The organism is Stenotrophomonas sp. YJH_SMC_20 (genome assembly GCF_059367845.1).
Map to the genome: position 1 here is coordinate 524,590 of NZ_JCAFRG010000002.1, position 21,864 is coordinate 546,453.

At 68.2% G+C, this 21,864-nt stretch carries 20 protein-coding genes; 9 read left to right on the plus strand and 11 right to left on the minus strand.

The window, feature by feature from the left end; translation table 11 throughout:
- Positions 1 to 53 precede the first annotated feature (53 nt).
- From AC5P6A_RS05760 to AC5P6A_RS05770, 3 genes are all read left to right on the plus strand, one after another.
- Positions 54 to 440 (plus strand): diacylglycerol kinase, encoded by a 387-nt coding sequence (locus AC5P6A_RS05760; RefSeq protein ID WP_021204238.1) that lies wholly within the window; start codon positions 54 to 56, stop codon positions 438 to 440.
- A gap of 73 nt (positions 441 to 513) precedes the next feature.
- Positions 514 to 2,340, plus strand: coding sequence for a phosphoethanolamine transferase EptA (eptA, locus tag AC5P6A_RS05765; protein ID WP_346714894.1), 1,827 nt, complete (start codon positions 514 to 516; stop codon positions 2,338 to 2,340).
- A 61-nt stretch (positions 2,341 to 2,401) separates the two neighbouring features.
- The gene (locus tag AC5P6A_RS05770; protein ID WP_227853028.1) at positions 2,402 to 2,704 is read left to right on the plus strand and encodes a hypothetical protein; all 303 of its coding nucleotides are present in this window, start codon (positions 2,402 to 2,404) and stop codon (positions 2,702 to 2,704) included.
- A gap of 18 nt (positions 2,705 to 2,722) precedes the next feature.
- On the opposite strand, the gene AC5P6A_RS05775 is transcribed toward AC5P6A_RS05770, so the two are convergent.
- Positions 2,723 to 3,643 (minus strand): M14 family metallopeptidase, encoded by a 921-nt coding sequence (locus AC5P6A_RS05775; protein ID WP_021204241.1) that lies wholly within the window; start codon positions 3,641 to 3,643, stop codon positions 2,723 to 2,725.
- Between the two features lie 146 nt (positions 3,644 to 3,789).
- On the opposite strand from AC5P6A_RS05775, the gene AC5P6A_RS05780 reads away from it, so the two are divergent.
- The 4 genes from AC5P6A_RS05780 to AC5P6A_RS05795 are packed head-to-tail and all read left to right on the plus strand — an operon-like array spanning position 3,790 to position 7,711.
- Positions 3,790 to 4,443, plus strand: a complete 654-nt coding sequence (locus tag AC5P6A_RS05780; RefSeq protein ID WP_134732382.1) for a DUF3348 family protein — start codon at positions 3,790 to 3,792, stop codon at positions 4,441 to 4,443.
- Positions 4,444 to 4,453: 10 nt separating this feature from the next.
- Positions 4,454 to 6,718 carry a DUF802 domain-containing protein gene (locus tag AC5P6A_RS05785; protein ID WP_180876662.1) on the plus strand — a complete coding sequence of 755 codons (2,265 nt, stop codon included), beginning with the start codon at positions 4,454 to 4,456 and terminating at the stop codon, positions 6,716 to 6,718.
- Positions 6,715 to 7,353, plus strand: coding sequence for an OmpA family protein (locus tag AC5P6A_RS05790; protein WP_005409939.1), 639 nt, complete (start codon positions 6,715 to 6,717; stop codon positions 7,351 to 7,353). The genes AC5P6A_RS05785 and AC5P6A_RS05790 overlap by 4 nt, the downstream gene beginning before the upstream one ends.
- Positions 7,343 to 7,711: a DUF2894 domain-containing protein gene (locus AC5P6A_RS05795; protein ID WP_180876661.1), complete on the plus strand. Its 369-nt coding sequence runs from the start codon at positions 7,343 to 7,345 to the stop codon at positions 7,709 to 7,711. Before AC5P6A_RS05790 ends, AC5P6A_RS05795 begins: the two co-directional genes overlap by 11 nt.
- Before the next feature lie 165 nt (positions 7,712 to 7,876).
- Here the strand turns inward: AC5P6A_RS05795 and AC5P6A_RS05800 are convergent, their stop codons facing one another.
- The 10 genes from AC5P6A_RS05800 to AC5P6A_RS05845 form a co-directional block, all read right to left on the minus strand.
- Positions 7,877 to 8,323, minus strand: a complete 447-nt coding sequence (locus tag AC5P6A_RS05800) for an REP-associated tyrosine transposase (protein WP_346714895.1) — start codon at positions 8,321 to 8,323, stop codon at positions 7,877 to 7,879.
- A gap of 133 nt (positions 8,324 to 8,456) precedes the next feature.
- Positions 8,457 to 9,215 carry a 2,3-dihydro-2,3-dihydroxybenzoate dehydrogenase gene (locus tag AC5P6A_RS05805; protein WP_346714896.1) on the minus strand — a complete coding sequence of 253 codons (759 nt, stop codon included), beginning with the start codon at positions 9,213 to 9,215 and terminating at the stop codon, positions 8,457 to 8,459.
- A complete protein-coding gene (locus AC5P6A_RS05810) occupies positions 9,206 to 13,096 on the minus strand; it encodes an enterobactin synthase subunit F (protein ID WP_346714897.1) in 3,891 nt (1,296 codons plus the stop codon). The genes AC5P6A_RS05805 and AC5P6A_RS05810 overlap by 10 nt, the downstream gene beginning before the upstream one ends.
- Positions 13,093 to 13,350, minus strand: a complete 258-nt coding sequence (locus AC5P6A_RS05815; protein ID WP_019659922.1) for a phosphopantetheine-binding protein — start codon at positions 13,348 to 13,350, stop codon at positions 13,093 to 13,095. The genes AC5P6A_RS05810 and AC5P6A_RS05815 overlap by 4 nt, the downstream gene beginning before the upstream one ends.
- On the minus strand, positions 13,350 to 13,982 hold the full coding sequence (locus AC5P6A_RS05820) for an isochorismatase family protein (protein ID WP_021204249.1): 633 nt from the start codon (positions 13,980 to 13,982) through the stop codon (positions 13,350 to 13,352). Before AC5P6A_RS05820 ends, AC5P6A_RS05815 begins: the two co-directional genes overlap by 1 nt.
- Positions 13,982 to 15,634, minus strand: a complete 1,653-nt coding sequence (locus AC5P6A_RS05825) for a (2,3-dihydroxybenzoyl)adenylate synthase (protein ID WP_346714898.1) — start codon at positions 15,632 to 15,634, stop codon at positions 13,982 to 13,984. The genes AC5P6A_RS05820 and AC5P6A_RS05825 overlap by 1 nt, the downstream gene beginning before the upstream one ends.
- Positions 15,631 to 16,824: an isochorismate synthase gene (locus AC5P6A_RS05830; RefSeq protein WP_495222263.1), complete on the minus strand. Its 1,194-nt coding sequence runs from the start codon at positions 16,822 to 16,824 to the stop codon at positions 15,631 to 15,633. Before AC5P6A_RS05830 ends, AC5P6A_RS05825 begins: the two co-directional genes overlap by 4 nt.
- Complete coding sequence (locus tag AC5P6A_RS05835; RefSeq protein WP_155029700.1) at positions 16,821 to 18,017, minus strand: MFS transporter; 1,197 nt, start codon at positions 18,015 to 18,017, stop codon at positions 16,821 to 16,823. Before AC5P6A_RS05835 ends, AC5P6A_RS05830 begins: the two co-directional genes overlap by 4 nt.
- Before the next feature lie 152 nt (positions 18,018 to 18,169).
- Positions 18,170 to 18,481, minus strand: coding sequence for a DUF3817 domain-containing protein (locus AC5P6A_RS05840; RefSeq protein ID WP_155030444.1), 312 nt, complete (start codon positions 18,479 to 18,481; stop codon positions 18,170 to 18,172).
- 144 nt (positions 18,482 to 18,625) lie between these two features.
- A complete protein-coding gene (locus AC5P6A_RS05845) occupies positions 18,626 to 19,561 on the minus strand; it encodes a TIGR03571 family LLM class oxidoreductase (protein ID WP_346714899.1) in 936 nt (311 codons plus the stop codon).
- A 66-nt stretch (positions 19,562 to 19,627) separates the two neighbouring features.
- Between AC5P6A_RS05845 and AC5P6A_RS05850 the strand changes: the two genes are divergently transcribed.
- Positions 19,628 to 20,077 carry a GNAT family N-acetyltransferase gene (locus tag AC5P6A_RS05850; RefSeq protein ID WP_346714900.1) on the plus strand — a complete coding sequence of 150 codons (450 nt, stop codon included), beginning with the start codon at positions 19,628 to 19,630 and terminating at the stop codon, positions 20,075 to 20,077.
- 119 nt (positions 20,078 to 20,196) lie between these two features.
- Complete coding sequence (locus AC5P6A_RS05855) at positions 20,197 to 21,717, plus strand: thioredoxin family protein (protein WP_346714901.1); 1,521 nt, start codon at positions 20,197 to 20,199, stop codon at positions 21,715 to 21,717.
- Positions 21,718 to 21,864 lie beyond the last annotated feature (147 nt).

Below are 21,864 nucleotides of genomic sequence, written 5' to 3' on the forward strand. Positions count from 1 at the left end.
CCTGACACGCGCGTGCACATGCTGGGGATTGCTCACTTCACGGCGGAAACGGCATGCAGCACCCCAAGGACAGCGGCAAGTACCCGCATGGCAAGACCGGCCTGGGCCGCATCTTCCACACCCTGATCCATTCGCGAGACGGATTCATCGCTACCTTTCGTGGCGAGGCTGCTTTTCGCCAGCTGCTGCTCCTGCACGCGCTGTTGATCACTGCAGCGTTCGTACTGGACATCAGCGCGGTCGAGCGCGCATTGGTGTTGGCGGTCTGCTTCATCAGCCTGCTGGTGGAACTGCTCAACTCGGCGATCGAAGCCGTGGTTGATCGCATTTCGCTGGAGCAGCATCCGCTGTCCAAGAACGCCAAGGACATGGGCAGCGCCGCGCAGACCACCGCGTTGTTGATGGTCGGCGCAGTGTGGGGCGTGATCCTGCTGGGCTAGCCCGGCAAGGCTGACAACTTCCTGATAAAGCCGTTTCGATACTGCGCGCACTCCTGTTCCGCGGAACCTGCTCGTGCGCCAATGCCTCCGTTTTCCACGGCCCCATCCGATCATCCTGGTCTGGGCCGCAGCGTTTTTCTTCACCACGATTGGAAACATCGCGCTCTGGAAGACGCTGTGGGGGCTGATCGACCTCAACAGCCTGCGCAGCGTGCTGTTCCTGACCAGCCTGCCGCTGGTGCTTTTCTGCCTGTTCAACCTGATGCTGACGCCACTGCTGGCACTGCCGTTCCTGCGCAGGCCGCTGCTGGTGCTGCTCGTTGTCGTCAGCGCCGCCTGCAGCTACTTCATGCTGCACTACAACGTGCTGATCGATCGCAGCATGGTGCAGAACGTGTTCGAGACCAACCAGGCCGAACTGAACGCCTATCTGTCGCTGCCACTGCTGTTGACCCTGCTGGCGCTGGGCGTGCTGCCCGCTGCCGGGCTGGCCCTGGTGCGCACCACCAGCGGGGCCGGTTCGATACGTTCGCTGCTGGTGTGGCCAGTCAGCGTTCTGGCGTCATTGCTGGTACTGCTGGCAATCGGCTTCGCGTTCTACAAGGACTATTCCTCACTGCTGCGCAACAACCGCCACATCCGCGACCAGGTGCTGCCGTTGAACGTGGTGCGGCATACCCACGGTTATCTGAAAGGTCTCTACAGCACCCGCCAGCAACCGCTGCGCGCGATTGGCATGGACGCAAAGCGCGCGCCGGGCCCGCGCCCGAAGCTGGTGATCCTGGTCGTCGGCGAGACCGCGCGATCACAGAACTTCCAGCTCAACGGCTACCCACGCGCGACCAATCCCCGGCTCTCGCGCAAGGAAGGCGTCATCAGCTTCAATGATGTCTCCTCATGCGGGACCGCCACGGCCATCTCGGTGCCGTGCATGTTCTCGCAGATGACCCGAGGCCAGTACGACGACGTGCGCGCCGCAACCGAGGAGAACGTGCTCGACATCCTGCAGCGCACCGGCATCAGCGTGCTCTGGCGCAACAACAACAACGGCGGCTGCAAGGGCGTGTGCGAACGCGTACCGACCGAGGACATGCCTGCGCTGAAGGTGGCCGGCCAGTGCGTCAACGCCGACGGCACCTGCTACGACGACGTGCTGCTGCACCAGTTGGGCGCACGCATCGAAGCCATCAACGGCGACGCCCTGATCGTGCTGCATCAGCTCGGCAGTCATGGGCCGACCTACTTTGAACGGTATCCCGCAGCGTCGCGGGCTTTCAGCCCGACCTGCGACAGCAACCAGATCCAGCATTGCAGCAACGAGGCGCTGGTCAACACCTACGACAACACTCTGGTCCACACCGACCACCTGCTGGGCAAGGCCATCGACCTGCTGCAGGGCTATGCGGACCAGCGTGATGTCGCACTGATCTATGTGTCCGACCATGGCGAGTCGCTGGGCGAACGCGGCATGTACCTGCATGGCACGCCCTACTTCATCGCCCCGCGCGAGCAGACCCAGGTGCCGATGGTGATTTGGTTCTCACCCGAATTCAGCCGCAACGCAGGCCTGGACCTGGCCTGCATGCGTGGGAATGCGCTGCACCGCGCGTACAGCCATGACAACGTCTTCCACTCGTTGCTGGGCCTGTTCGGGGTCAGCAGCACGGTATACCAGCGCGATCTGGATGTGTTCGCCGGTTGCCGCACAGGGACGGCCCAGAGGACTACCGGGCCCGCGGTTGTCAGCGCGCCTGTTGCCGCGCTGCCAGCGAGGACCCGGCGTTGCTGGGCCAGGCTGAGCCTCGTCAGAAGTCCGCAGCTGCGGCGACGCGATGCTCTGGGCTGCTGGCGAGGCGTCGCCTTCGGATGGGTTCGCGGCACCGCTGGGCGCGGGGGGTGATCACCTTGATGACGTTGATCATCTTGATGCACCTGGCGGGCGCTGCTAAGGTCCCGGCAGAGTGCTGCTCCTGATCGGCCGCTTGGCGCATTTCCGGCACCGGTCTACTGGCAACAGGGCAAAGGATATGGCCGACAGAAAGTACTGGTTTACAGCGCGCAGTCACGGATGGGGCTGGGGACTGCCCTGCGCGTGGCAGGGCTGGGTGGTCTATGCGATCGCCTTTGCGCTTCTGCTCGGCGGTCCGTTCCTGTTCTCACCCTTTCGCAACCCTGTTGCCTTCCAGATCTACACTTGGACAATCGTAGTCGCGCTTGTGCTGGTCTGCTGGCGCAAGGGCGCGCCCCCCGGCCCGATGTGGTGAGGGCGGCGCTGCCGGATCTTAGTTGGCCAGGGCGAAATCCAGGCCCGCACACACCGCCGCCACCTGGGCGTCGTTGCATTCCTGCGGATTGGTGCGCGGGCTGTCCGGGTAGACCTCGGTGGTGGTGGCAAAGCGCGCATCGGTGAAGCCAGCGCAGGCGCCGATCGAACGGGATTCGCCCCAGACCACGCCCGGCGACTGCAACGGCAGGCCGACCAGATTGCCTTCGGCGTCGGCCGGGGCGATGTGGGTGATGGGCGCCACTGCGGCGATCAGTGCCTTCTGGAACTCGGCCTGCGGATCTTCACTGTTGCCGATCACGTAGAAGCCATCCGGAATGGTGTCGCGCTCGAACGGCTTGCCGTCGCGGGCGCAGCGCGCCGGATCGAACTCGTTCAGGTCGCTGTCGGTGGTCTCGTGCAGGTCCAGATGCACCAGCAGGTTCGGCTTGCGCTCGGCCACCCAGCGCATCAGCGCGGCGGCTTCCTCGATCTGGCCGCCGTCACGGAAGCTGCGGTTCGGGTCGATCGCATCCGGGTTCCAGCGCTGGATGCGCTCATAGCCCCACGGGCTGACGCAGGGCGCGACGATCAGGTTCAGCCGGCCCAGGTAACGCTCCGCCTGCTGCTCCAGGAACTGCAGGGCACCGTGCACGCCGCTGGTCTCGTAGCCATGCACGCCACCGGTGATCAGCGCGGTCGGCAGCGCCGGGTTCCAGTCGTGGTTGACCACGGCGAACAGCGGGTAATGGTCCGGCGCATAGTCCAGTTGGCCGTACTGGATCACGTCGAAAACGCTGTCGTCCAGGCGCTCAAGGGCGGCCACCACGTCATCATGGTAGCTGCGCTGGCGCTGCTGGCGGGCCCGCCACTGTGCGCGTTCCGCGTCGCCCCAGGGCTGTCCGGGGGTGCCGATCGGGTAGAACTGCGCAACAGTCATGGGGGTACTCCAAGGATCGAACGGGTGGATGCAGCCGGACATTCTAAGCCTTGTCGCGCCTGCGGGTACCGCCCCCCAGGCCCCGCCTTCATCCAGCCGGGGTCATCTGGTTGTAAAATCAACGGTTTTTGGCCCCTCACCCCTTGATGGCGAACGCAGCGCAGCCGGTCCTGGGTGGACCGGAGTTCCTCCGCCTGCTCGCCCGTCTCAGCGACGGCGCGATGCCGGCCAGCAGTCCCGCCCTGACCGATCGCCTCGGCCAGTGGGTGGACTGGAGCCGTGCCGTGGCCCTGTCCGGGGCGCTCGGAGGACGCCTGCCCGAGCCCGGTGAAGCCGTCGAAGCGGTCGAGGATGTGCTGGCCGACTGCGCCCAGGCGCACGCCAGCCTGCGCGCCTCGATCAGTGAGGACGCCGAGGCCGAGCGCCTGCTGGACCTGGCCGAGGCCGCTGCCGCACCCAACTTCGCCTCGCTGCGCCAGCGCTACCGGGTGTTGCAGCAGGCCATCCAGACCGCCACCGGGCGCCTGCGCGGCCGCCTGCGCGACCAGCTGGTACAGGTCTCGCCGGAGCTGGCGCGGCTGGCCGAGGTCGATGCAGTGATGGAACAGACCCTCACCCCGCGCGAGCACAGCCTGCTGGCCACGGCGCCGGCAGTGCTCGGCGCCCGTTTCGACCGCGTGCACGGCCAGCCCGGCTGGCGCGCGGCCTTCCGCCATGACATGCGCACCCTGCTGCTCGCCGAGCTGCAGCTGCGCTTCCACCCGATCGAAGGGCTGCAAGACGCCCTGCGCTCCCACTGACCGGAACACCATGTCCAGAACTGCTTTCCATGTCGTTGTTTTCCTTGTCGGCCTGCTGGCCGTGTGCTGGATCGGCATTGGCTATGTTTCGGTGCATCCGCTGGGTGCAGCGGTGGCGGCGATCATCGCGGCCTGCTACATCGCCGGTGGCGTGGAGCTGTACCGCTACCGCCAGGCCAGCAACGGCCTGCGCGCCGCACTGAATGACCTGTCCAGCGCGAAGGAAAGCCTCGCCCCATGGCTGGAGCGCGTGCCGGTAGGCCTGCGCAACGCCGTGCGCCTGCGCGTGGAAGGCGAGCGCACCGCCCTGCCCGCACCGGTGCTGACCCCGTACCTGGTCGGCCTGCTGGTGCTGCTGGGCATGCTCGGTACCCTGCTGGGCATGATGGACACGCTGCGTGGCACCGGCCTGGCCCTGCAAAGCGCCACCGACATGGCCGCCATCCGCGGCTCGCTGGCCTCGCCGGTGCAGGGCCTGGCGGTGGCCTTCGGTACCTCGATCGCGGGCGTGGCCAGCTCGGCCATGCTCGGCCTGCTGGCGGCGCTGCTGCGTCGTGACCGCCTGCTGGCCGTGCAGCAGCTGGACCGCGCCATTGCCGGCGACCTGCACCCGTATTCGCAGGCCTGGCAGCGCGCCGAATCGCTGCGCCTGCTGCAGGCACAGTCCGCAGCGCTGCCGGCGCTGGTCGACCGCCTGCAGGCGATGTCCAGCACCTTTGAACAGCACAGTGCGGCCGCCAATGAGCGCCTGCTGGCCGGCCAGGCCGAGTTCCTGACCCAGAGCCAGGCCCTGCAGGAACGCCTGGCCCTGTCGCTGCAGCAGTCGCTGCGCGAAGGTGCCGAAGCCAGTGCCGCGGCCATCGGTGGCGCGCTGCAGCCGATGGCGGAGACCACCCTGGCTGGCCTGGCCCATCACGGCGAAGCACTGCATGCCCGCGTCGAGCAGGCCGTGCAGCAGCAGCTGGCCGGCCTGAGCGACGGTTTCGAACGCAGCCGGGTCGCCACCGAAGCCAGCTGGGCCAAGGTGGTGAGTGAACAGACCCAGGCGCAGCAGGCGCTGGTGAGTGATCTGCGCCAGCACCTGCAGGCCTTCAGCGATGGCCAGGGCACGCACGCCGAAGCACTCGTCGCGCGTATCGGCGAGCGCCTGCAGGCCGATGCCAACGGCAACGCCGAGGCCTGGCGCGCCGCCATCGAGCAGCAGCAGGCACTGAACAGCGCGCTGATCGAGCGCCAGCAGCAGGCGTTGATCGCCGCCAGCGAACATCTGGATGCGCGTGCGCAGGCGCTGCTGCAGGCACTGGAACAGCAGCACAGCGCCAACCAGTCACTGCTGCAGGATCATGAAGCGCAGCGCTCGCAGCAGTGGCAGGCCGCCCAGGCTGCCGCCGCAACCGCACACGCCGAACTGCAGGCCAGCCTGGACACTCGCGAGCAGCAGCGCCAGGCGCGCTGGGACGCGGTCAGCGCCGAACTGCAGCAGGCCCACGCCACCCTGCAGGCGCAGCTGCAGGCCGGTGACGAACAGCGCCTGCAGCGCTGGAGCGATGCCTTGCAGCACGTTTCCACCGAGCTGGCCGAGCGCCTGCAGGCCAATGGCGAGCGCCTGGCTGCGCAGCAGCAGCATGTCTGCGAGACGCTGGCGGCGACCGCGCAGCAGATCGGCGAGAACGGTCGCGCGCAGGCCAGTGCCACGCTGGCCGAAGTGTCCACCCTGCTGCAGACCGCGGCCGCCGCTCCGAAGGCTGCGGCCGACGTCATCAACGAGCTGCGCAGTACGCTGTCCGAAAGCCTGGTGCGCGACAACGCGATGCTGGAAGAGCGCGGCCGCCTGCTGGCCACCGTGCAGACCCTGCTCGATGCAATCAACCATGCGTCACACGAACAGCGCACCGCCGTGGACGCGCTGGTCGGTGGCTCGGCCGAGCTGCTGGAGCGCGTTGGCAATCGCTTCACCGACCATATCGCCGCAGAGACCGGCAAGCTGGATGGCATTGCCGCAGCACTCAACGGCAGCGCAGGTGAAGTCAGCCAGCTGGCCGCCTCCTTCGGCGAGGCCGTCGCGCAGTTCGGCAACGCCTCCACCGAGTTGTCCGGCCGCCTGGAACAGATCGGTGCGGCACTGGATGCCTCGCTGGCCCGCAGCGATGAGCAGCTGGCGTACTACGTGGCGCAGGCGCGCGAGGTGGTCGACCTCAGCCTGCTGTCGCAGAAGCAAGTGATGGAAGAACTGCAGCAGCTGGCCGCGCGCCGCGGCAAGGCCGGCAGCGCATGAGCGACGAGCTGGAGGTCGATGGCGGCTCGCATGCCCCGATCTGGGCCGCCTTCGGCGACCTGATGTCGGTGCTGCTGGGCGCGTTCGTGCTGATACTGGTCGGTGTGGTCGCGGTGCAGCTGGAGCTGTCGCAGCGGCTGGACCAGGAAGTGAAGCAGCGCCAGGCCGAAGCCAAGCGCCTGCAGACACTGGAGCAGGCACTGGCTGGCCCACTGGCCGCCGGTCGCGTGACCCTGGTCGATGGACGCATTGGTATCAGCGGCAGCGTGCTGTTCGCACTGAACTCGGACCAGCTGCAGCCGGAAGGCCAGGAGCTGCTGCGCAGCCTGGCCGCACCGCTGGCCGCCTATCTGGGCAGCCGCGAAGAGATCCTGATGGTCAGCGGCTTCACCGATGACGCGCCGGTACGCGAAGGCAACCGGCGTTTCGCCGACAACTGGGAGCTGTCCGCGCAGCGCTCGCTGACCGTGACCCGCACCCTGATCGCCGATGGCGTACCGGCCGACGCCGTGTTCGCCGCCGCGTTCGGCAGCGAGCAGCCGGTCAGTTCCAATGCCAATGAGGAAGGCCGCGCACGCAACCGTCGCGTGGAGATCGCGCCGATTCCCAAGCCCAAGGCCCCGGATGCCAAGTAAGCCGCCAGCGCTGGAGGGCCTGCGCGCACTGGTGCGCGACCTCGATGCGGGGTCGCGCTCGCTGCCGCATTACCCGCAGGTGCCGATGCTGCAGCAGGTGCAGCGCGAATGGTCGGAGCTGCGCAGCGAACTGCAGGTGCGCCGCTCGCTGCGCGCCGAGGCCCCGTCTGACGGCGGCCCGCTGAACTCGGCGGTGCTGGTGCAGCGCATGCTGGACACGATGCAGGCCACCAGCCCCGGCTACCTGCGCCACTTCATCGACTATGTGGACACCTTGTCCTGGCTGCAGGCGCTGCAGGATGGCGCCGCCAGCGGCGGTGAAACCGCAAAGCCGAAACGGACACGCAAGCCGCGCTGAACACTGAATGGTAGTGCCGGTCGCCGGCCGGCAGCTACGCATCTCCGCGTCGGTTCGTGCGGTTGCCGGCCAGCGGCCGGCACTACCATCGCGGGCGCTGTGCGCCGGAACGCGATCTGCGCTTCGCTTCCGTTCTGCTGTGGTAGTGCCGGCCGCTGGCCGGCATCACATCCAGGCCGACCACGCATACGGATACTCGCCAATCTGCCCAGCAAGACCGGCGCGCACCGGATTACCCAGAATGTACAGCGCCTGCCGCGCCAGCGACTCTTCGGTCCTCACTGCATGATCGAAGTACCCGGGCTGCCACAGCGTGCTTCGACGGCCCGCCAGGCGATTCAGGGCAAGCGCGCTCGACGATTTCATCCGGCGCGCGATGTCGGGAAGGTCAGCTGCACGTAGCTCGAACATCCAGTGGACGTGATCCGGCATGACGACCCATGCGTGTGACCGTACGAGCCCGCGCTGTTCGATGTAGTGGAACTGGTCGATTACACATGCTGCTGCAGCTTCGCTTTCAAGGAGCCGGCTGCGCTGGTGTGTCGTGGTTGTCAGAACGTAGACCTGGCCGATGATCGAGTGACGGCCCAGGCGAAGGCGATGGCTGCTCATGCCCCATGGTGGGTCGATCATTGCGCGTTGGCTGTCGGGCCATGGCTCGACGGGGGTTGGGAGATGTCTGAAGGTGAATGAGGTTGCCGGCCAGCGGCCGGCACTACCACTGCCGGCAGGCGGCCGTCGGGGCTCAGCCGCGCAGGGTGGCGCCACCGTCCACGTACAGGTCGCTCATCGCTACGTGCCCGGCCTGCTCGGAGAGCAGGAACATCACCGACTGCGCGATGTCTTCCGGCGTAGCGAGTTTGCGCAGTGGAATGCCGGCCTTGTAGGTCTCAAGGCTGCCGACGATCACCCGTTCGGCGCCGTGCTCGTCCTGCCACATGCCGGTCTGCATCGGGGTCAGCGTGGACCCCGGGGCGACGATGTTGCAGCGGATGCCCAACGGCGCCAGCTCCAGCCCGAGGCAGCGGGTGAACATCGTGGCGGCGGCCTTGGACGCAGCATACGCCGCCATGCCGTGCCGCGGTACGCCGGCCGCATTCGAGCTGACGGTAACGATTGCGCCCTGCCGGCGCGGTGACATCACCCGCGCCAGCCCACGACCGACATGGAACACGCCATCGGCATTGACCGCGAATACACGGCGCCAGTCGTCGTCGCCGGTCTCGGTGACACCGCCCACATGCAGTACGCCGGCCACGCTGGCGGCCAACATGATCGGTCCGATGCTGGACTCGACCTGGTCCACCAGGGCGTCCACGGCGGCACTGTCGGTCACGTCCAGCGCAAAGGGGTGCACACGCACATCTGCCGTAGCAGGCGCGTCGCGATCGGTCGCCACCACGGTGCAACCGGCCACGGCCAGAAACCGTACCAGTGCCTCGCCGATGCCGCCGGCAGCGCCGGTCACCAGCGCCACGCGACCTTCAAAGCCGGTCAACTGCATGTTGCGATCTCCTGTTGCTCGTCCCATTGGCGCAGCCGCGCCGACAACCACGGCGCCAGCTGCGCCACCGCATCGCGGCCGGTCAGTTCGGCGTGCAGGAACGGCAGTTCCAGCGCCTGCACCCTGCGCGCGTGGGTCCGCCACAACGTCGATTGCAGCTGTGGCCGCGCCTGATGATCCCGGCCCGCACGCACATGCACCAGCGTGCCATCGAACGGCCGGTGGATATGTTCACGGATCAGTCGATTGGTGCCGGTCACGGCGCGCACCACGCCATCGAGCACCACATCCGGCAAGCTGCCGAGTGCACTGCCACCACGTCGCAGGAACGCGAGAATGCGTTCCCGGCTGTCCAGTTCCGGATGCGCATCCGGGTCATGACCGGCAATCGCCAGCAGTGCCCGCAATGCAGCGATGGCATCGGGTTCCGGCTCGGCCCGCCAGCACTCGCTGGGATAGGCGTCCAGCAGCACCAGCTCTCCGACGTCGCGGCCGATCTCATGCAGCCGCACCGCCATCGCCTGGGCCAGGATGCCGCCCACCGACCAGCCCAGCAGATGCACCGGCCCCTTCGGCTGTAGTGCGACCACGCGCTGCACGTAGTCGTTGGCCATCGCCTCGATGCTGCTCGGCAGTGGCAGCCGCGCGTCCAGTACCGGCGACTGCAGGCCATACACCGGGCGGGCTGGTTGCAGTGCCCGGGCCAGGGTGCGGTAGTTCCAGGCGATGCCACCGGCCGGGTGCAGCACGAACAGCGGCGTGGACCCGGCGGCGTCGGTCGCGGCCAGCGCGATTACCGGCCCCAGTGCGTGATCGGCCAGCGCGGGCGGCTCGGCAATGCGAACTGCCAGCGCGGCCACGGTGGGCTGGGCAAACAAGGCACCCAGACCCAGATCACAGCGCCAGCGCTGCTCGATGGCCAGCAGCAGGTGCACCGCCGACAGCGAGTCACCGCCGAGACTGAAGAAGTCCGCATCCACCGCCACCGGCGCCTCACGCCCAAGCGCCTGTGCGAACAGCAACGCCAGCTCCTCTTCCAACGGCGTGCGCGGCGCCAAGCCGGCAACTTCAAGTTGCGGTGGCTTCGGCAATGCGTTGCGGTCGAGCTTGCCGTTGGCGGTCACCGGCCAGTAGTCCACGCCGACAAACGCCGAGGGCACCATGTAATCCGGCACGCGCGTGGCCAGGTGGCTGCGCAGCATGACGGGGTCGGCAAGCACGGTTGGCACATAGGCCACCAGCCGGGCATCGCCGGGCGCGTCCTGGCGCAGCAGTACTTCCACGCGCTCCATGCCAGGCAGCTCGCGCAGTGCCGCCTCGATCTCGCCCAGCTCGATGCGCAGGCCGCGAAGTTTCACCTGATGGTCGCTGCGGCCCAGGTACTCGACCGCGCCGTCGGCGCGCCAGCGCGCCACGTCGCCGGTGCGATAGATGCGTTCGCCAGGCAGGAACGGATCGGCGAGGAAGCGCTCGGCGGTCAGGTCCTCGCGACCGAGATAGCCGCGCGCCAGCTGCACACCGCCCAGGTACAGGTCACCGGCCACACCGACCGGCACCGGCTGCATCCGGGCGTCCAGCACGTACAGGCGGGTGTTCCAGACCGGGAACCCGATCGGCACCGGCCGCGAGCGATCCTGCGCCGGCGCCGGCCAATAGCTGACGTCCACGGCCGCTTCGGTCGGGCCATACAGGTTGTGCAACTCGGCGTGCACGCGCGCGTGGAAGCGGTCGCGCAACGCGGCGTCCAGCGCCTCGCCACTGGTGAATACTCGTCGCAGCTGCAGGCCTTCGGAGGCCGGTGCAGCGAGGAAGGCATCCAACATCGATGGCACGAAATGCGCCGTGGTGATGCCATGCTCGCGGATCAGCCGCGCCAGTTCAGTGGGATCGCGATGCGCGTCCGGCCCGGCGACCACCAGCGTGGCCCCGCACAGCAGCGGCAGGAAGAACTCCCAGACCGAGACGTCGAACGTGGCCGGGGTCTTCTGCAGCACGCGGTCATCGGCACGGATGTCGTAGTGCTCGCGCATCCACAGCAGGCGGTTGACGATGGCACGGTGTTCGATGACCACGCCCTTGGGCTCGCCGGTCGAACCGGAGGTGTAGATCACATAGGCCGCATCGCTGGGCGCCGGATCGGCCCACGGCGCGGCGAAGCTCATCGCGGTCCACTGCTCCGGCGTGAGCACCGGTACGCCGGCCATGCGCGCCGAAACCTCCGCCGCAGCCAGAACGCACACCGGCTGCGCCGAGGCGAAGATGCGCGCCAGCCGCTCGTCGGGATGGGCAAGGTCCAGCGGCAGGTAGGCCGCGCCTGCGCGCAGCACCGCGACCAGCGCGGTCACCAGCTCCAGCGAGCGCGGCAACGCCACCGCCACTATGCTGCCCGGGCCGACATCCATCGCCCGCAGCTGTGCCGCCAGCGCGAAACTGCGCGCTTCCAGCGTTGCGTAATCCATGGCAGCGTCGCCGAACACCAGCGCAGGCGCGTGCGGGTCCCGATCCATGCCCTGCTGCAGCAGTTCAACCAGGGTGGTCTCAGGAAGCGCGTGCGCGGTGGCATTGAATTCCTGCAGCACCTGCTGCGCCTCCTCGGGCGTTGCCAGAGGCACGGCTGCGATATCGTCAGCCTGCAGTGCCGCCGACACGAAATGCAGCAACCGTGCCGCGTGTGCCTCGACATCCTCGCGACTGTACAGCGCGGGATTGGCCTCGATCTCCAGATCCAGCAGACGCTGGCCATCGCCACGGAAGCCCAGCGTTAGGTCATCCACCGGCCCGGTGCAGAGCACCTCCAGCGTCGCCTGCACGCCCGTCAGCGCCAGCGGCTTGTAGAACGGCTGCACATTCACCATGGGACCGTGCAGGCGCTGCTGCGCGCCCACCAGGCCCAGGTCCCGGCGCAGTTGCTCGCCTCGGTAACGGCCGTGCTTGCGCCCTTGGCTGAGCTGCCGGCCCAGGCTGCGGGTAAAGGTTTCGACGCTGCCCTCGACGGCGGCCACGCGCAGCGGCAACACATTCATCACCATCGCCGGTACCCGTGCCGACGCGTTGCCGAGCCGGCCCATGTAGGGCACGCCCAGCACCACTTCATCGGCCGCGCTCATCCGCCGCAGGTACTCGGCCGACAACGCGGCCAGCACGTCTGGCCAGGGCTGCAACCAACGTACCGATGCCTGCAGCAACTGCTCACGGAATGCCGCATCGAGCGGCTGCACCCAGCGCAGCGCGTCGTCACTGGCCGCGAGCGTACCGGCCAGGCCCATGCCCGCCGGTGCCCCCTGCATGTGCTCGCGCCACCATTGCCCGGCCTGCGTGCGGCGCGGGTCGGCACGATAAGCAGCATCGTCGGCCAGCACCCCCGCCAGCCCCGGCAGAGGCTCACCCGTACGACCGGCATACAACGCGCACACGCGATCAGTGAACAGCGCCATGCCGTAACCATCGGCCGCCAGGTGATGCACGCGCACGTACCAGACCCAACGCTGCCCGCCCAGTTCAAGCAGCACCTGCTGGCTGATCCGGTCCCGGGTGGGATCGACCGGGCTCAGCCGGTCGGCGTGCATCAGGTTGCGTGCCGCAGCGGCGGGATCCGTCTCGGTAGAAACATCGCGCACCGAAAGCAACGGCACGTGTGCCGTGTCATGCCACTGCAGCGGCTGGCCATCGGCACCTTCGGCAAAGCGCAATGCGAAGGCCTCGGCCTCGCAGGCAGCCTGGTCTGCGGCTGCGACGAACGCGGCCACGTCCAGCGGGCCGTCGATCCATACCGCGTGCGCGGTATTGAATGACGGATTGTCCGGTGCCAGCCGCTGTGCGAACCACAGCCCGGCCTGGGCCTCGGTCAACGCCACCGGCGTGGCCAGCGCTGCGGCGTTCATGCGTTCTGCGCGGCCTGCAGTTGCTGCACCACACCCCACCACTGGCGCAGCGTGGTGTGCTCGGCCAACTGCGAGAACTCGAGCGGAAGGCCGGTGTTGCCCCAGGCCAGGACCAGGCCGAGCATGCGCATTGAATCCAGGTCCAGGTCGATCAGGTTGTCGTCGTCACCGATCTCGGCCGGCGTGCACTCCAGCACGCGCGCTACGTCGGCGCGCATCCGCTCCAGATCCAGCGCCTCACCCATGGCAGCCATCACAGCACCTCCAGCAGCTGATCGGTGGTCATCGGCACACCACAGGTGCGCGCGATCCAGTGCAGCGCCTGATCGTGATCGGCACGCGAGAAGTCCGCCACCGCATCGGCGGCGATGAAGGCCTCGATGTCACGCTGGAAGGCCTCGACGACGGTCGCGGTGCAGCCGATATGGGCGTACACGCCCGTCACCAGCAGCTGGTCACGGCCGCGCACCCGCATCAGCGTTTCAAGGTTGCTGCGCTGGAACGCGCTGTAGCGGTGCTTCACCAGCACGTGCTCCCCTGGCTGCGGTGCCAGTGCTTCGATGATCGGTTCGTGATCGGCGCTGCGGCGCATGCCCGGCCCCCACAGGTCAGCCTGAAGGCCACGGTCACGGCGGTCCTGGTCGCCATGCTGAGCGGTGTAGAACACCGGAATGCCGTGCGCGCGGCAATGCGCCAGCAGGCGTGCGATGTTGTCCACGGCCGGCCGCAGCGGCGCCTTGCCGGCGTCGAATGCGGCCAGGAAGTAACGCTGCATGTCGTGCACCAGCAGCGCGACACGATCGCGCCGGGGGCGCCAGGGGCCACGCGCCTGCGGCAGTTCAGCGGCAGTCGGCAAGGGGTAATCGGTGATACGGGGCAGCGCCATCAGCGCGTTCCTCCTGTCTGTTGCAGATGACGCGCACGCAGCTGCGCGCGCAGTTCGCGGCGGCTGATCTTGCCGACCGCGGTGGTATCGAAGCTGTCGACGAACACGATCTGGTCGGGCACCTTGAATGCGGCCAGGCCGCGCCCGCGCATCCAGGACTTCAGAGCCGGTGCCTTGAACGGCTCGCCCTGCGGAATCACGAAGGCGCAGCTGCGCTCGCCCAAGTACTCGTCGGGAATGGAGACCACGGCCGCATCGAACACGCCCGGATGTGCCAGCAAGTGATCCTCGATCTCTTCGGCAGAGATCTTCTCGCCCGCCCGGTTGATGTGGTCACCCGCACGCCCCTGTACCACCAGGTAGCCACCGGGCAGCTGCTGCACACGGTCGCCGGTGCGATAGAAGCCGTCGTCGGTGAACGAGCGCGCATTGGCCACCGCATCGTTGTGGTAGCCACGGATGGTGTACGGGCCACGGGTGAGCAGATGCCCCACCTCGCCTTCGGCCACCGGCTGGTCATGGTCATCGACCACGCGCACCTCGTCATCCGGGCTGATCGGCCGGCCCTGGCAGGCCACGATCAGGTCCTCCGGATCATCCAGCCGTGTGTAGTTGACCAGGCCTTCGGCCATGCCGAACACCTGCTGCAGCGTGCAGCCAAGGCCGTCGATCACCCGCCGTGCGGCTTCCGGCACCAGTTTGGCACCGCCCACCTGCAGTACCTGCAGGCTGGACAGGTCATGCCTGCTGGTGGCGGCGGCCTGCGCCCACAGCAACGCCAGCGGCGGCACCAGCCCACAGCAGGTCACCCGCTCCCGTGCGATCAGCGGGAAGGCCGCATCCGGGCCGGGGCCCGGGCTGAGCACCACGCGGGCGCCGGCGTACAACGCGCCGAAGAAACCGGGCGAGCTCATCGGGAAATTGTGCGCGGCCGGCAGCGCGACCAGGTAGACGCTGTCGCGGTCGATGCCGCAGATTTGATTGCTGGCACGGAACGAATAGATGTAGTCGTCGTGCGTGCGTGGAATCAGCTTGGACAGCCCAGTGCTGCCTCCGGAAATCTGCAGGAACGCCACCGACTGCGGGTCCGGATCGGACGGTAGCTGGCTGCGATCGCCCTGCAGTGCCTCCAGCGCGATGAACTCCGCCGCATCGCCGTCGATCACCACATGGCGCACGGCCGGCACTTCGGCCTGCAGCGCCCTTGCCAACCCGCGATGATCGAAGCCATCGTGCAGTGTGGTGGTGATGTAGGCACTGGCTTCCGCCTTGTTGGCGAAGTGGACCAGCTCGGTGATGCGGTGCGCCGGCAACGCATACACCGGCATCAGGCCGGCGCGGAACAGGCCGCAGACCGTGGCGATGAACCCGGCGGTATTGCCCAGCTGCACCAGCACCCGTTCGCCAGGTTGCAGGCCGAGCGCCAGCAGGCCCGCACCGATGCGGCCTGCCTCATGCCACAGCTGCGCATAGCTCAGGCGTACGTCGCCGGCGACCACCGCGATGTCATCGGCATAGCGTTCTGCACGCTCGCGCAGGAAACCCGGGAAGGTCTCGCCACGCCAGTGACCGGCTTCGCGATAGCGCGCCACCAGCGTGTCGGGCCACACCTGCTGCAGCGGCAGGCGGGAAGCGTCAGTGGAGGTACTCATGCGGCAGGCTCGATGGCGGGCGCGGATTCATGGACACCCAGCGCGTTCAACAGGGCAGCGAACTTCGCTGCGGTTTCGGCCACCTCGGCCTCGGGGTGTGACTCGGCGACGATGCCGGCACCGGCATACAGGCGCAGCTGCGTGCCCTGCAGGCGCGCGCAGCGGATCGCCACGTACCAGTCGCCGTCACCCTGCGCGTCCAACCAACCCACGGCGCCGGCATAGAAGCCACGCGGCACCGGTTCCAGCTCGCGGATGCGCTGCAGCGCCGCCAACCGCGGCGTACCGCAGACCGCCGGCGTAGGGTGCAGCTGCGCCAGCAGTTCGGCGGCTGACGTCTGCGGATCCTTCAACGTGGCGTGGATGCGGGTGCCCAAGTGCCACATGCTGGCGGTGGCATGCAGCACCGGGCGCGGCTGTGCATCGATTTGGCTGCAGTACGGTGCCAGGCCTTCGACGATGGCTTCGACCACGTGGCGGTGCTCGTCGTGGTCCTTGGTCGAGGCCAGCAGCGCCTGCGCCGCACGCTCGTCCTCGGCGGCATCGGCACTGCGCCGCGCGGAACCCGCCAACGGATGCGACAACAGTTCGGCGCCGCGCTTGCGCAGCAGCAGCTCCGGCGTCGCACCGACCAGCCATGCCGGTGCCTGGCCCAGCTCCACCGGAAGCGGCACCGCGTAGGTCGCCACCGACGGATCCGCGCCCAGGCGTGCCAGCAGCACGTCCGGAGAAAGCGCCTGGCGGGTGCGTGCCAGCAGGCTGCGCGCCAGCACCACCTTATGCAGGTTCTGCTCGGGCGCACGCAAGGCCTGCACTGCCGCAGCGACTGCAGCGGCATAGTCCTGCGGCACAGGTTCGGCACGCAGGGCGCCGTCCAGCGGCGGTGCGGCCTGCGGCTGCAGTGCCAGCACCGGCAGCAGGCGCACGGGCTGGTACAGCGCATCGTCAGCACGCGGCTCGAACGGCACCGCGCCAACCAGCAGGCCCGGGCCGCCACGCTGCTGGGCAAAGAACGCCGAAACGCGTTCTGCCAACGTCGCCAGTGCACCGGCTGACAACGTGGCGCGGCAACCGCGGGCGTGCACGTGCTGGCCGGCATGCCGCAGCAGGAACAGCGACGCGTCGTCGGTGCTCTGCTGTGGTGCTGGCGCAGCCTCCGGCCACGCGCTCTGCATCAGGGAATCGTTCATGGGGTCTCCTTCATCCGATGCGCTGCGGCCAGCGCGCACAGCAACAGCAGCAGCGCGCCCACCAGCAGGTAAGGCAGGCTTGGCCCGCCGCGATACAACAGCGTGCCGAGCATCGGCCCGGCCACCATGCCCAGCCCTTGCGCGGCCGCCACGGTGCCTGCGGCGGCGCCCTGCTCGTGCGCCTCTACCGCATCGGCGGCCAGCGCCTGGAACGAGGGGAATACGAAGCCCATGCCGAACGCAGCCAGCGCATACGCCGCAGGCAATTGCCAGGCCTGCTGCACGCCCGCCACCGAAGTGAAGCCGATGCCGGAAATGAGAGCGCCGAGGACGATCCAGCGACGTGGATGCACCTCCAGCTTCATCACCAGCGCCTGCGCCAGGATCAGGCCGACGCCAACGGCGGTGAGTGCAATGCCGGCCATGCGCGCGCCGGTCGCCGCATCCAGACCCAGGCGATCAATTGCGAAGAAGCCGACCGTGACCTGCGCGATAGTCACCGAGACCATGGCGATGAACGCTGCCAGCTGCGGCAGGCACAGGCGCGCGTCGAGGCGGCTCATCGGCGTGCGGCGCTGTGCGGACGCGCCCACCACGGGCGGTGTAGCCGGCAGCCGCCAGGCCAGCAATGCCAGTGCCAGCAACGGCAGCAGCGCGGCCACGTACAGCGCCAGCGACAGGTTCGTATAGGCCAGCCAGCCCGCGGCGGCCGGGCCGAGCACCATGCCCAGCGCGTTGGCACTGCCCAGGCGGGCGAGGAATTTTGCACGCTGTCCGGTGGGTGCCTTGTCGGCGATCAGCGCCGCTGCGGTAGGAGGCACAGCCGCGTAGAACAAGCCGATCAGGCCACGCGCACCGACCAGCACCAGCACTGACACCAGCACCGGCGGCACTGCCTGCAGGGCGACATCGATGAACACCGCCAGCGCGATATAGACGACGGTGTAGGCAGTCATCGCCAGCATCAACACGCGCTTGCGGCCGATGCGGTCGCTGAGCTGGCCCCACGGGCGCGCAGCCAGCATCCACAACACGCCTGCGGCGGTAACCGACAGGCCGGCATGCCACTCGGACAGCCCGAGCATGCGGACCACCGGACCGATCACGGCGACGAAGGACATCATCGCCATGGTGCCGATCAGGGCGGCCAATACCAGCGCCGGCAAGCCGGGAACGACGGGACGTGCGTGCATGGAACACCAGCCGTAACAGGAAAGGATTGGCCGGGCGCACCTGCGCCCCGCCCGGCACCCGCCCCAATCAGGACCGGATGCTACCCTCAAATGATAACGGCTCGTATTTGCATTTGATACCCATTCTCTTGAATGGGCATGCAACAGTGGGTTCAGCGCATTGCACGCAGGCCCAGCAGGCCACGGCGCTTGAACCACCACTCCAGCGGCAGCGTCACCAACGGCGGGATGGCCGCCAGCAGGGCCAGGGCACTGGCCCACCACGGCCAGCGCAGTCGTACCGCCGCGAACAGCGTGACTGCCACATAGAGCAGGAACGCCACGCCGTGCAGGGGTCCGAACAGCTTCACCAGCGCCACGTTAGCCATCGGGCCGTACTTCATCCACATGCCGATGAGCAGGCCGGCCCAGGTCACAGCCTCGATGAAAGCGACCGCGGCGAACAGGCGTCCGGTCGGGTGCATGGGGGAAGGTTGGGTCACGCGGGGCTCCGGCAGCGGGGTATCAATGCGAATGATACGCAGATGCACGCCGCGGCAGGTAGCGCCGGGCCATGCCCGGCGGGCGCACCGTCATCAGCAACACGGCGTGTCCAACAAGGTGGACACCTACCGAAGCACATCCGGCAGCACCTGCTCTCCAATTTCGCGCAACACCGCGTCCATCGGCCTCCCGTTGTCGACCAGGTTGAACATCACGTGCCCCACGCCCTGCGCATGCACGCGCAGCAGGTAGTCACGCAAGCCGTCGCGGCCGACCTTCAGGCCCAGTGGCAGCGGCTCGGGCGGTGCCTGCGGATCGGCCTGCAGATCCAGCAGCATCGACTGCACGAACGGCTTGCCTGGCCCAGCGCCTTGCGCCTGCGCCTGTTGCCACAGGCCGATGCGTCCTTCCTGCGCGGCCTCTTCGCGGTGATAGGTGGCCCAGCCTTCGGCTTCGCGTGCGATCCACTGCAGGCTCTGCCGCGCAGTGCCCACCACCAGCATCGGAATGCGCGTGGCCGGGGCCGGCAGTACGTCGAAGCCACCGGTGGCTTGCACTACCGCGACCCTTTCTTCAGCCTCCGGTGACAACGCCGCGCGCAGCAAGGTCCAGCGTTCGCGGAACGTCGCCGCCCTGCCCTGCAGATCCTCGCCGAATGCGGCGAACTCTTCCGGCCGATCGCCAGACCCGAGGCCCAGCACGAAGCGGCCGTCGCTGATCCGGTCCAGGCTCAAGGCCGACTTCGCCACCTGCAGCGGATGGCGCAATGGCAGCACGATGGCCGCGCTGCCGACCACGATGCGCTCGGTCGCCGCAGCCAGCATGCCCAGCCACAGGAACGGGTCGTCCGACGCGCTCGTTGTCGCGTCCGGACCCTGCGGCACCATCAGCGGCACGTCGCGCGTCCACAACGCGGCAAAGCCCAGGTCATCGGCCAGTCGCGCGATACGTCGCGCCTCACGTGGATCGGCCAACCCATGCGACGCCACGGGCGTCATCAGGCCCAGGCTCAGACCCTGCTGCGGAAACAAGGCAGCGTACGCGGGATTGAAATCACTCATGCCGCCAGCTTAGCGTGAAGGCCTGCGGCAACAATGACGCGCCGCCCACCACCGGAAGAACACTGCATGCCGACGATCCGCCCCGCCCACGTCGATGACCTGCCCGCGATGAGCGCGGTGTGCCTGGCTGCCTTCACTGCGGCGGTCGCACCTTCGCTAAGCGCGGCCGGCATCGCCACCTTCGGCAGCGTCGCCGCGGCCGAAGCGTTCGGCGCGCGCCTACACGGCGACAACCACATCCTGGTGGCCGAGCAGGACGGCCGCGTCGTCGGCGTGATCGAACTGAAGGAAGGCCGGCACCTGGCGATGCTGTTCGTCGATCCCAGCTACCAGGGCCAAGGCATCGGCCATGCTTTGTTCGACGCGGTGCTCCCGCAGGTGCGCGAGCCGGTCCTGACCGTGCGCGCCTCACTCAATGCAGTGCCAACCTACCTGCGCTATGGCTTCGTGCTGGACGGCGACGTCGGCGAGTTCAATGGGCTGGTGTATCAGCAGATGGTGCGGGCAGCGGCCTGAAGGCATCCGCCGGCCAATACCCGGCGGGCGTCATGCCCTGCGGCACGCCCGTCATAAGCAAACTGAATCAGCAGGCTCCCCGGCCGTTCCTACAATGGCCTGCCACCCTGCCCTTCGAGATGCTGCCGATGCGCGTCGCGCTTTCTATGTTGCTGCTGGCTTCGGCGTTGAGCGCCTGCACCCCGGCCCCGGTTTCCATCGCCAACTCCGCCGAGGTGCCCGCGCCGGCCAAGGCAATCGCCTGGCGCCAGGGCGATGTCGATGATGCCTTCGCCGAGGCCGCCGACAGCGGCAAGCCGGTGCTGCTGTACTGGGGCGCCGTCTGGTGCCCACCGTGCAACCAGCTCAAGGCGGGCCTGTTCAAGGACCCGGCCTTCATCGCGCTGACCAGCAAATTCGTTCCCGTCTACCTGGATGGCGACGAGGAAGGTGCGCAAGCCTGGGGTGAGCGCTTCGGCGTACGCGGCTATCCGACCCTGATCGTGCTGGACCCAAAGCGCAACGAAATCACCCGCGTGGCCGGCGGCAATGATGCAACCGAACTGACCCGGGCACTGACCGTCGCCGCAGGCCGCCGCAGTGCTGTTGCCGCCACCTTGGCCACCGCGTTGGCAACGCCGGACCGACTGGCCGCAGAAGACTGGCAGGTGCTGGGCGACTACGGCTGGGAAGTGGACGCCAACCGCCTGGCCGGCGAGCGCAGCAGCGAGGATGTGCTGCGCCAGTTGTCCAAGGCCGCACCCGACGCTGCCCTGCAGCGCCGCTTCTCTCTGCTGGCCTTGGCAACGGCCGAAAAGCCCGATGCCTCGCCCACCGAAGTACGCGAGCTGCTGCAGGCCGTGCTGGCGCAGCCCGCCGAAGTCCGCCGCAACCGTGAGTTGCTGGGCTATGCAGGCGTGCAGCTGGTCAAGCAGGCCAGTGCCGGGCCGGCCACCAGCAACACGCTGGGACAGCAGCTGCTGGTGGCATTGGAGCGGGCAGACGCCGAGCGCGGCGACCGCGCCGACGACGCATTGTCGCGTGCGTTGACCGAAGTGTCGCTGGCCCGCCAGCAGCAGCCGAAGGGCGCATTGCCCGCGGCCCTGGTTGATCGGGTCAAGCAGCGCGTGGCTGCTGCCGACGCTGCCGCCACCGATGCGCATGCGCGCCAGGCCACGATCAGCAGCGCGGTCTACGCACTACGCCAGGTCGGCGACGACGCAGGCGCCGAGTCGCTGTTGCTGGCGGAACTGAAGCGCAGCGAACAGCCGTACTACTACATGCCCGAGCTGGCCGAACTGGCCGAGCAGCGCGGCGACACCGCCGGTGCGCTGGAGTGGTTGAAGCGTGCCTACGACGGTGCGCAGGGCCCGGCCACCCGCGTGCAGTGGGGCGTGTTGTATGTGGAAGGCCTGCTGAAGCTGGCACCGGACGATGCACCACGCATCGAGCAGGCGACCGCCTCGCTGATCGCCGAGCTGGAGGCACAGCCGTCGGGCTACCACCAGCGCACCCGCCAACGCTTCGAGCGCCTGGCCGGGCAGTTGAAGGCGTGGAGCGGCAAGCACCAGGGCGCGGAGACGCTGGCGCGGTTGCAGCAGCGGATGCAGCAGGCGTGCGGGGAGCAGGTGGATGGCGCCTGCAAGGATTGGTTGAGTTGAGTTGATGAAAACGCCGGCGGCTGGTTCGCCTGCCGGCGCCTTTGTTGATATTGGTTGTGGCGGGGGGAGGGGCTGGCCGGGACACGCTGTAAACCCATCCTTGGGGGCTCGATGGCGCCATCCATGGCGCCAACGGTCCCGGCCAGC

What these genes read in the sequence shown, in the direction of transcription:
- AC5P6A_RS05760 (WP_021204238.1), top strand. Translation starts at nt 54, where the DNA reads ATGCAGCACCCCAAGGACAGCGGCAAGTACCCGCATGGCAAGACCGGC.
- AC5P6A_RS05775 (WP_021204241.1), bottom strand. Translation starts at nt 3,643, where the DNA reads ATGACTGTTGCGCAGTTCTACCCGATCGGCACCCCCGGACAGCCCTGG.
- AC5P6A_RS05800 (WP_346714895.1), bottom strand. Translation starts at nt 8,323, where the DNA reads ATGAGCAGCCATCGCCTTCGCCTGGGCCGTCACTCGATCATCGGCCAG.
- AC5P6A_RS05835 (WP_155029700.1), bottom strand. Translation starts at nt 18,017, where the DNA reads ATGCACGCACGTCCCGTCGTTCCCGGCTTGCCGGCGCTGGTATTGGCC.
- AC5P6A_RS05810 (WP_346714897.1), bottom strand. Translation starts at nt 13,096, where the DNA reads ATGAACGCCGCAGCGCTGGCCACGCCGGTGGCGTTGACCGAGGCCCAG.
- AC5P6A_RS05785 (WP_180876662.1), top strand. Translation starts at nt 4,454, where the DNA reads ATGTCCAGAACTGCTTTCCATGTCGTTGTTTTCCTTGTCGGCCTGCTG.
- AC5P6A_RS05845 (WP_346714899.1), bottom strand. Translation starts at nt 19,561, where the DNA reads ATGAGTGATTTCAATCCCGCGTACGCTGCCTTGTTTCCGCAGCAGGGT.
- AC5P6A_RS05780 (WP_134732382.1), top strand. Translation starts at nt 3,790, where the DNA reads ATGGCGAACGCAGCGCAGCCGGTCCTGGGTGGACCGGAGTTCCTCCGC.
- AC5P6A_RS05815 (WP_019659922.1), bottom strand. Translation starts at nt 13,350, where the DNA reads ATGGCTGCCATGGGTGAGGCGCTGGATCTGGAGCGGATGCGCGCCGAC.
- AC5P6A_RS05830 (WP_495222263.1), bottom strand. Translation starts at nt 16,824, where the DNA reads ATGAACGATTCCCTGATGCAGAGCGCGTGGCCGGAGGCTGCGCCAGCA.
- AC5P6A_RS05855 (WP_346714901.1), top strand. Translation starts at nt 20,197, where the DNA reads ATGCTGCCGATGCGCGTCGCGCTTTCTATGTTGCTGCTGGCTTCGGCG.
- AC5P6A_RS05820 (WP_021204249.1), bottom strand. Translation starts at nt 13,982, where the DNA reads ATGGCGCTGCCCCGTATCACCGATTACCCCTTGCCGACTGCCGCTGAA.
- AC5P6A_RS05795 (WP_180876661.1), top strand. Translation starts at nt 7,343, where the DNA reads ATGCCAAGTAAGCCGCCAGCGCTGGAGGGCCTGCGCGCACTGGTGCGC.
- AC5P6A_RS05840 (WP_155030444.1), bottom strand. Translation starts at nt 18,481, where the DNA reads ATGCACCCGACCGGACGCCTGTTCGCCGCGGTCGCTTTCATCGAGGCT.
- AC5P6A_RS05825 (WP_346714898.1), bottom strand. Translation starts at nt 15,634, where the DNA reads ATGAGTACCTCCACTGACGCTTCCCGCCTGCCGCTGCAGCAGGTGTGG.
- AC5P6A_RS05805 (WP_346714896.1), bottom strand. Translation starts at nt 9,215, where the DNA reads ATGCAGTTGACCGGCTTTGAAGGTCGCGTGGCGCTGGTGACCGGCGCT.
- AC5P6A_RS05850 (WP_346714900.1), top strand. Translation starts at nt 19,628, where the DNA reads ATGCCGACGATCCGCCCCGCCCACGTCGATGACCTGCCCGCGATGAGC.
- AC5P6A_RS05790 (WP_005409939.1), top strand. Translation starts at nt 6,715, where the DNA reads ATGAGCGACGAGCTGGAGGTCGATGGCGGCTCGCATGCCCCGATCTGG.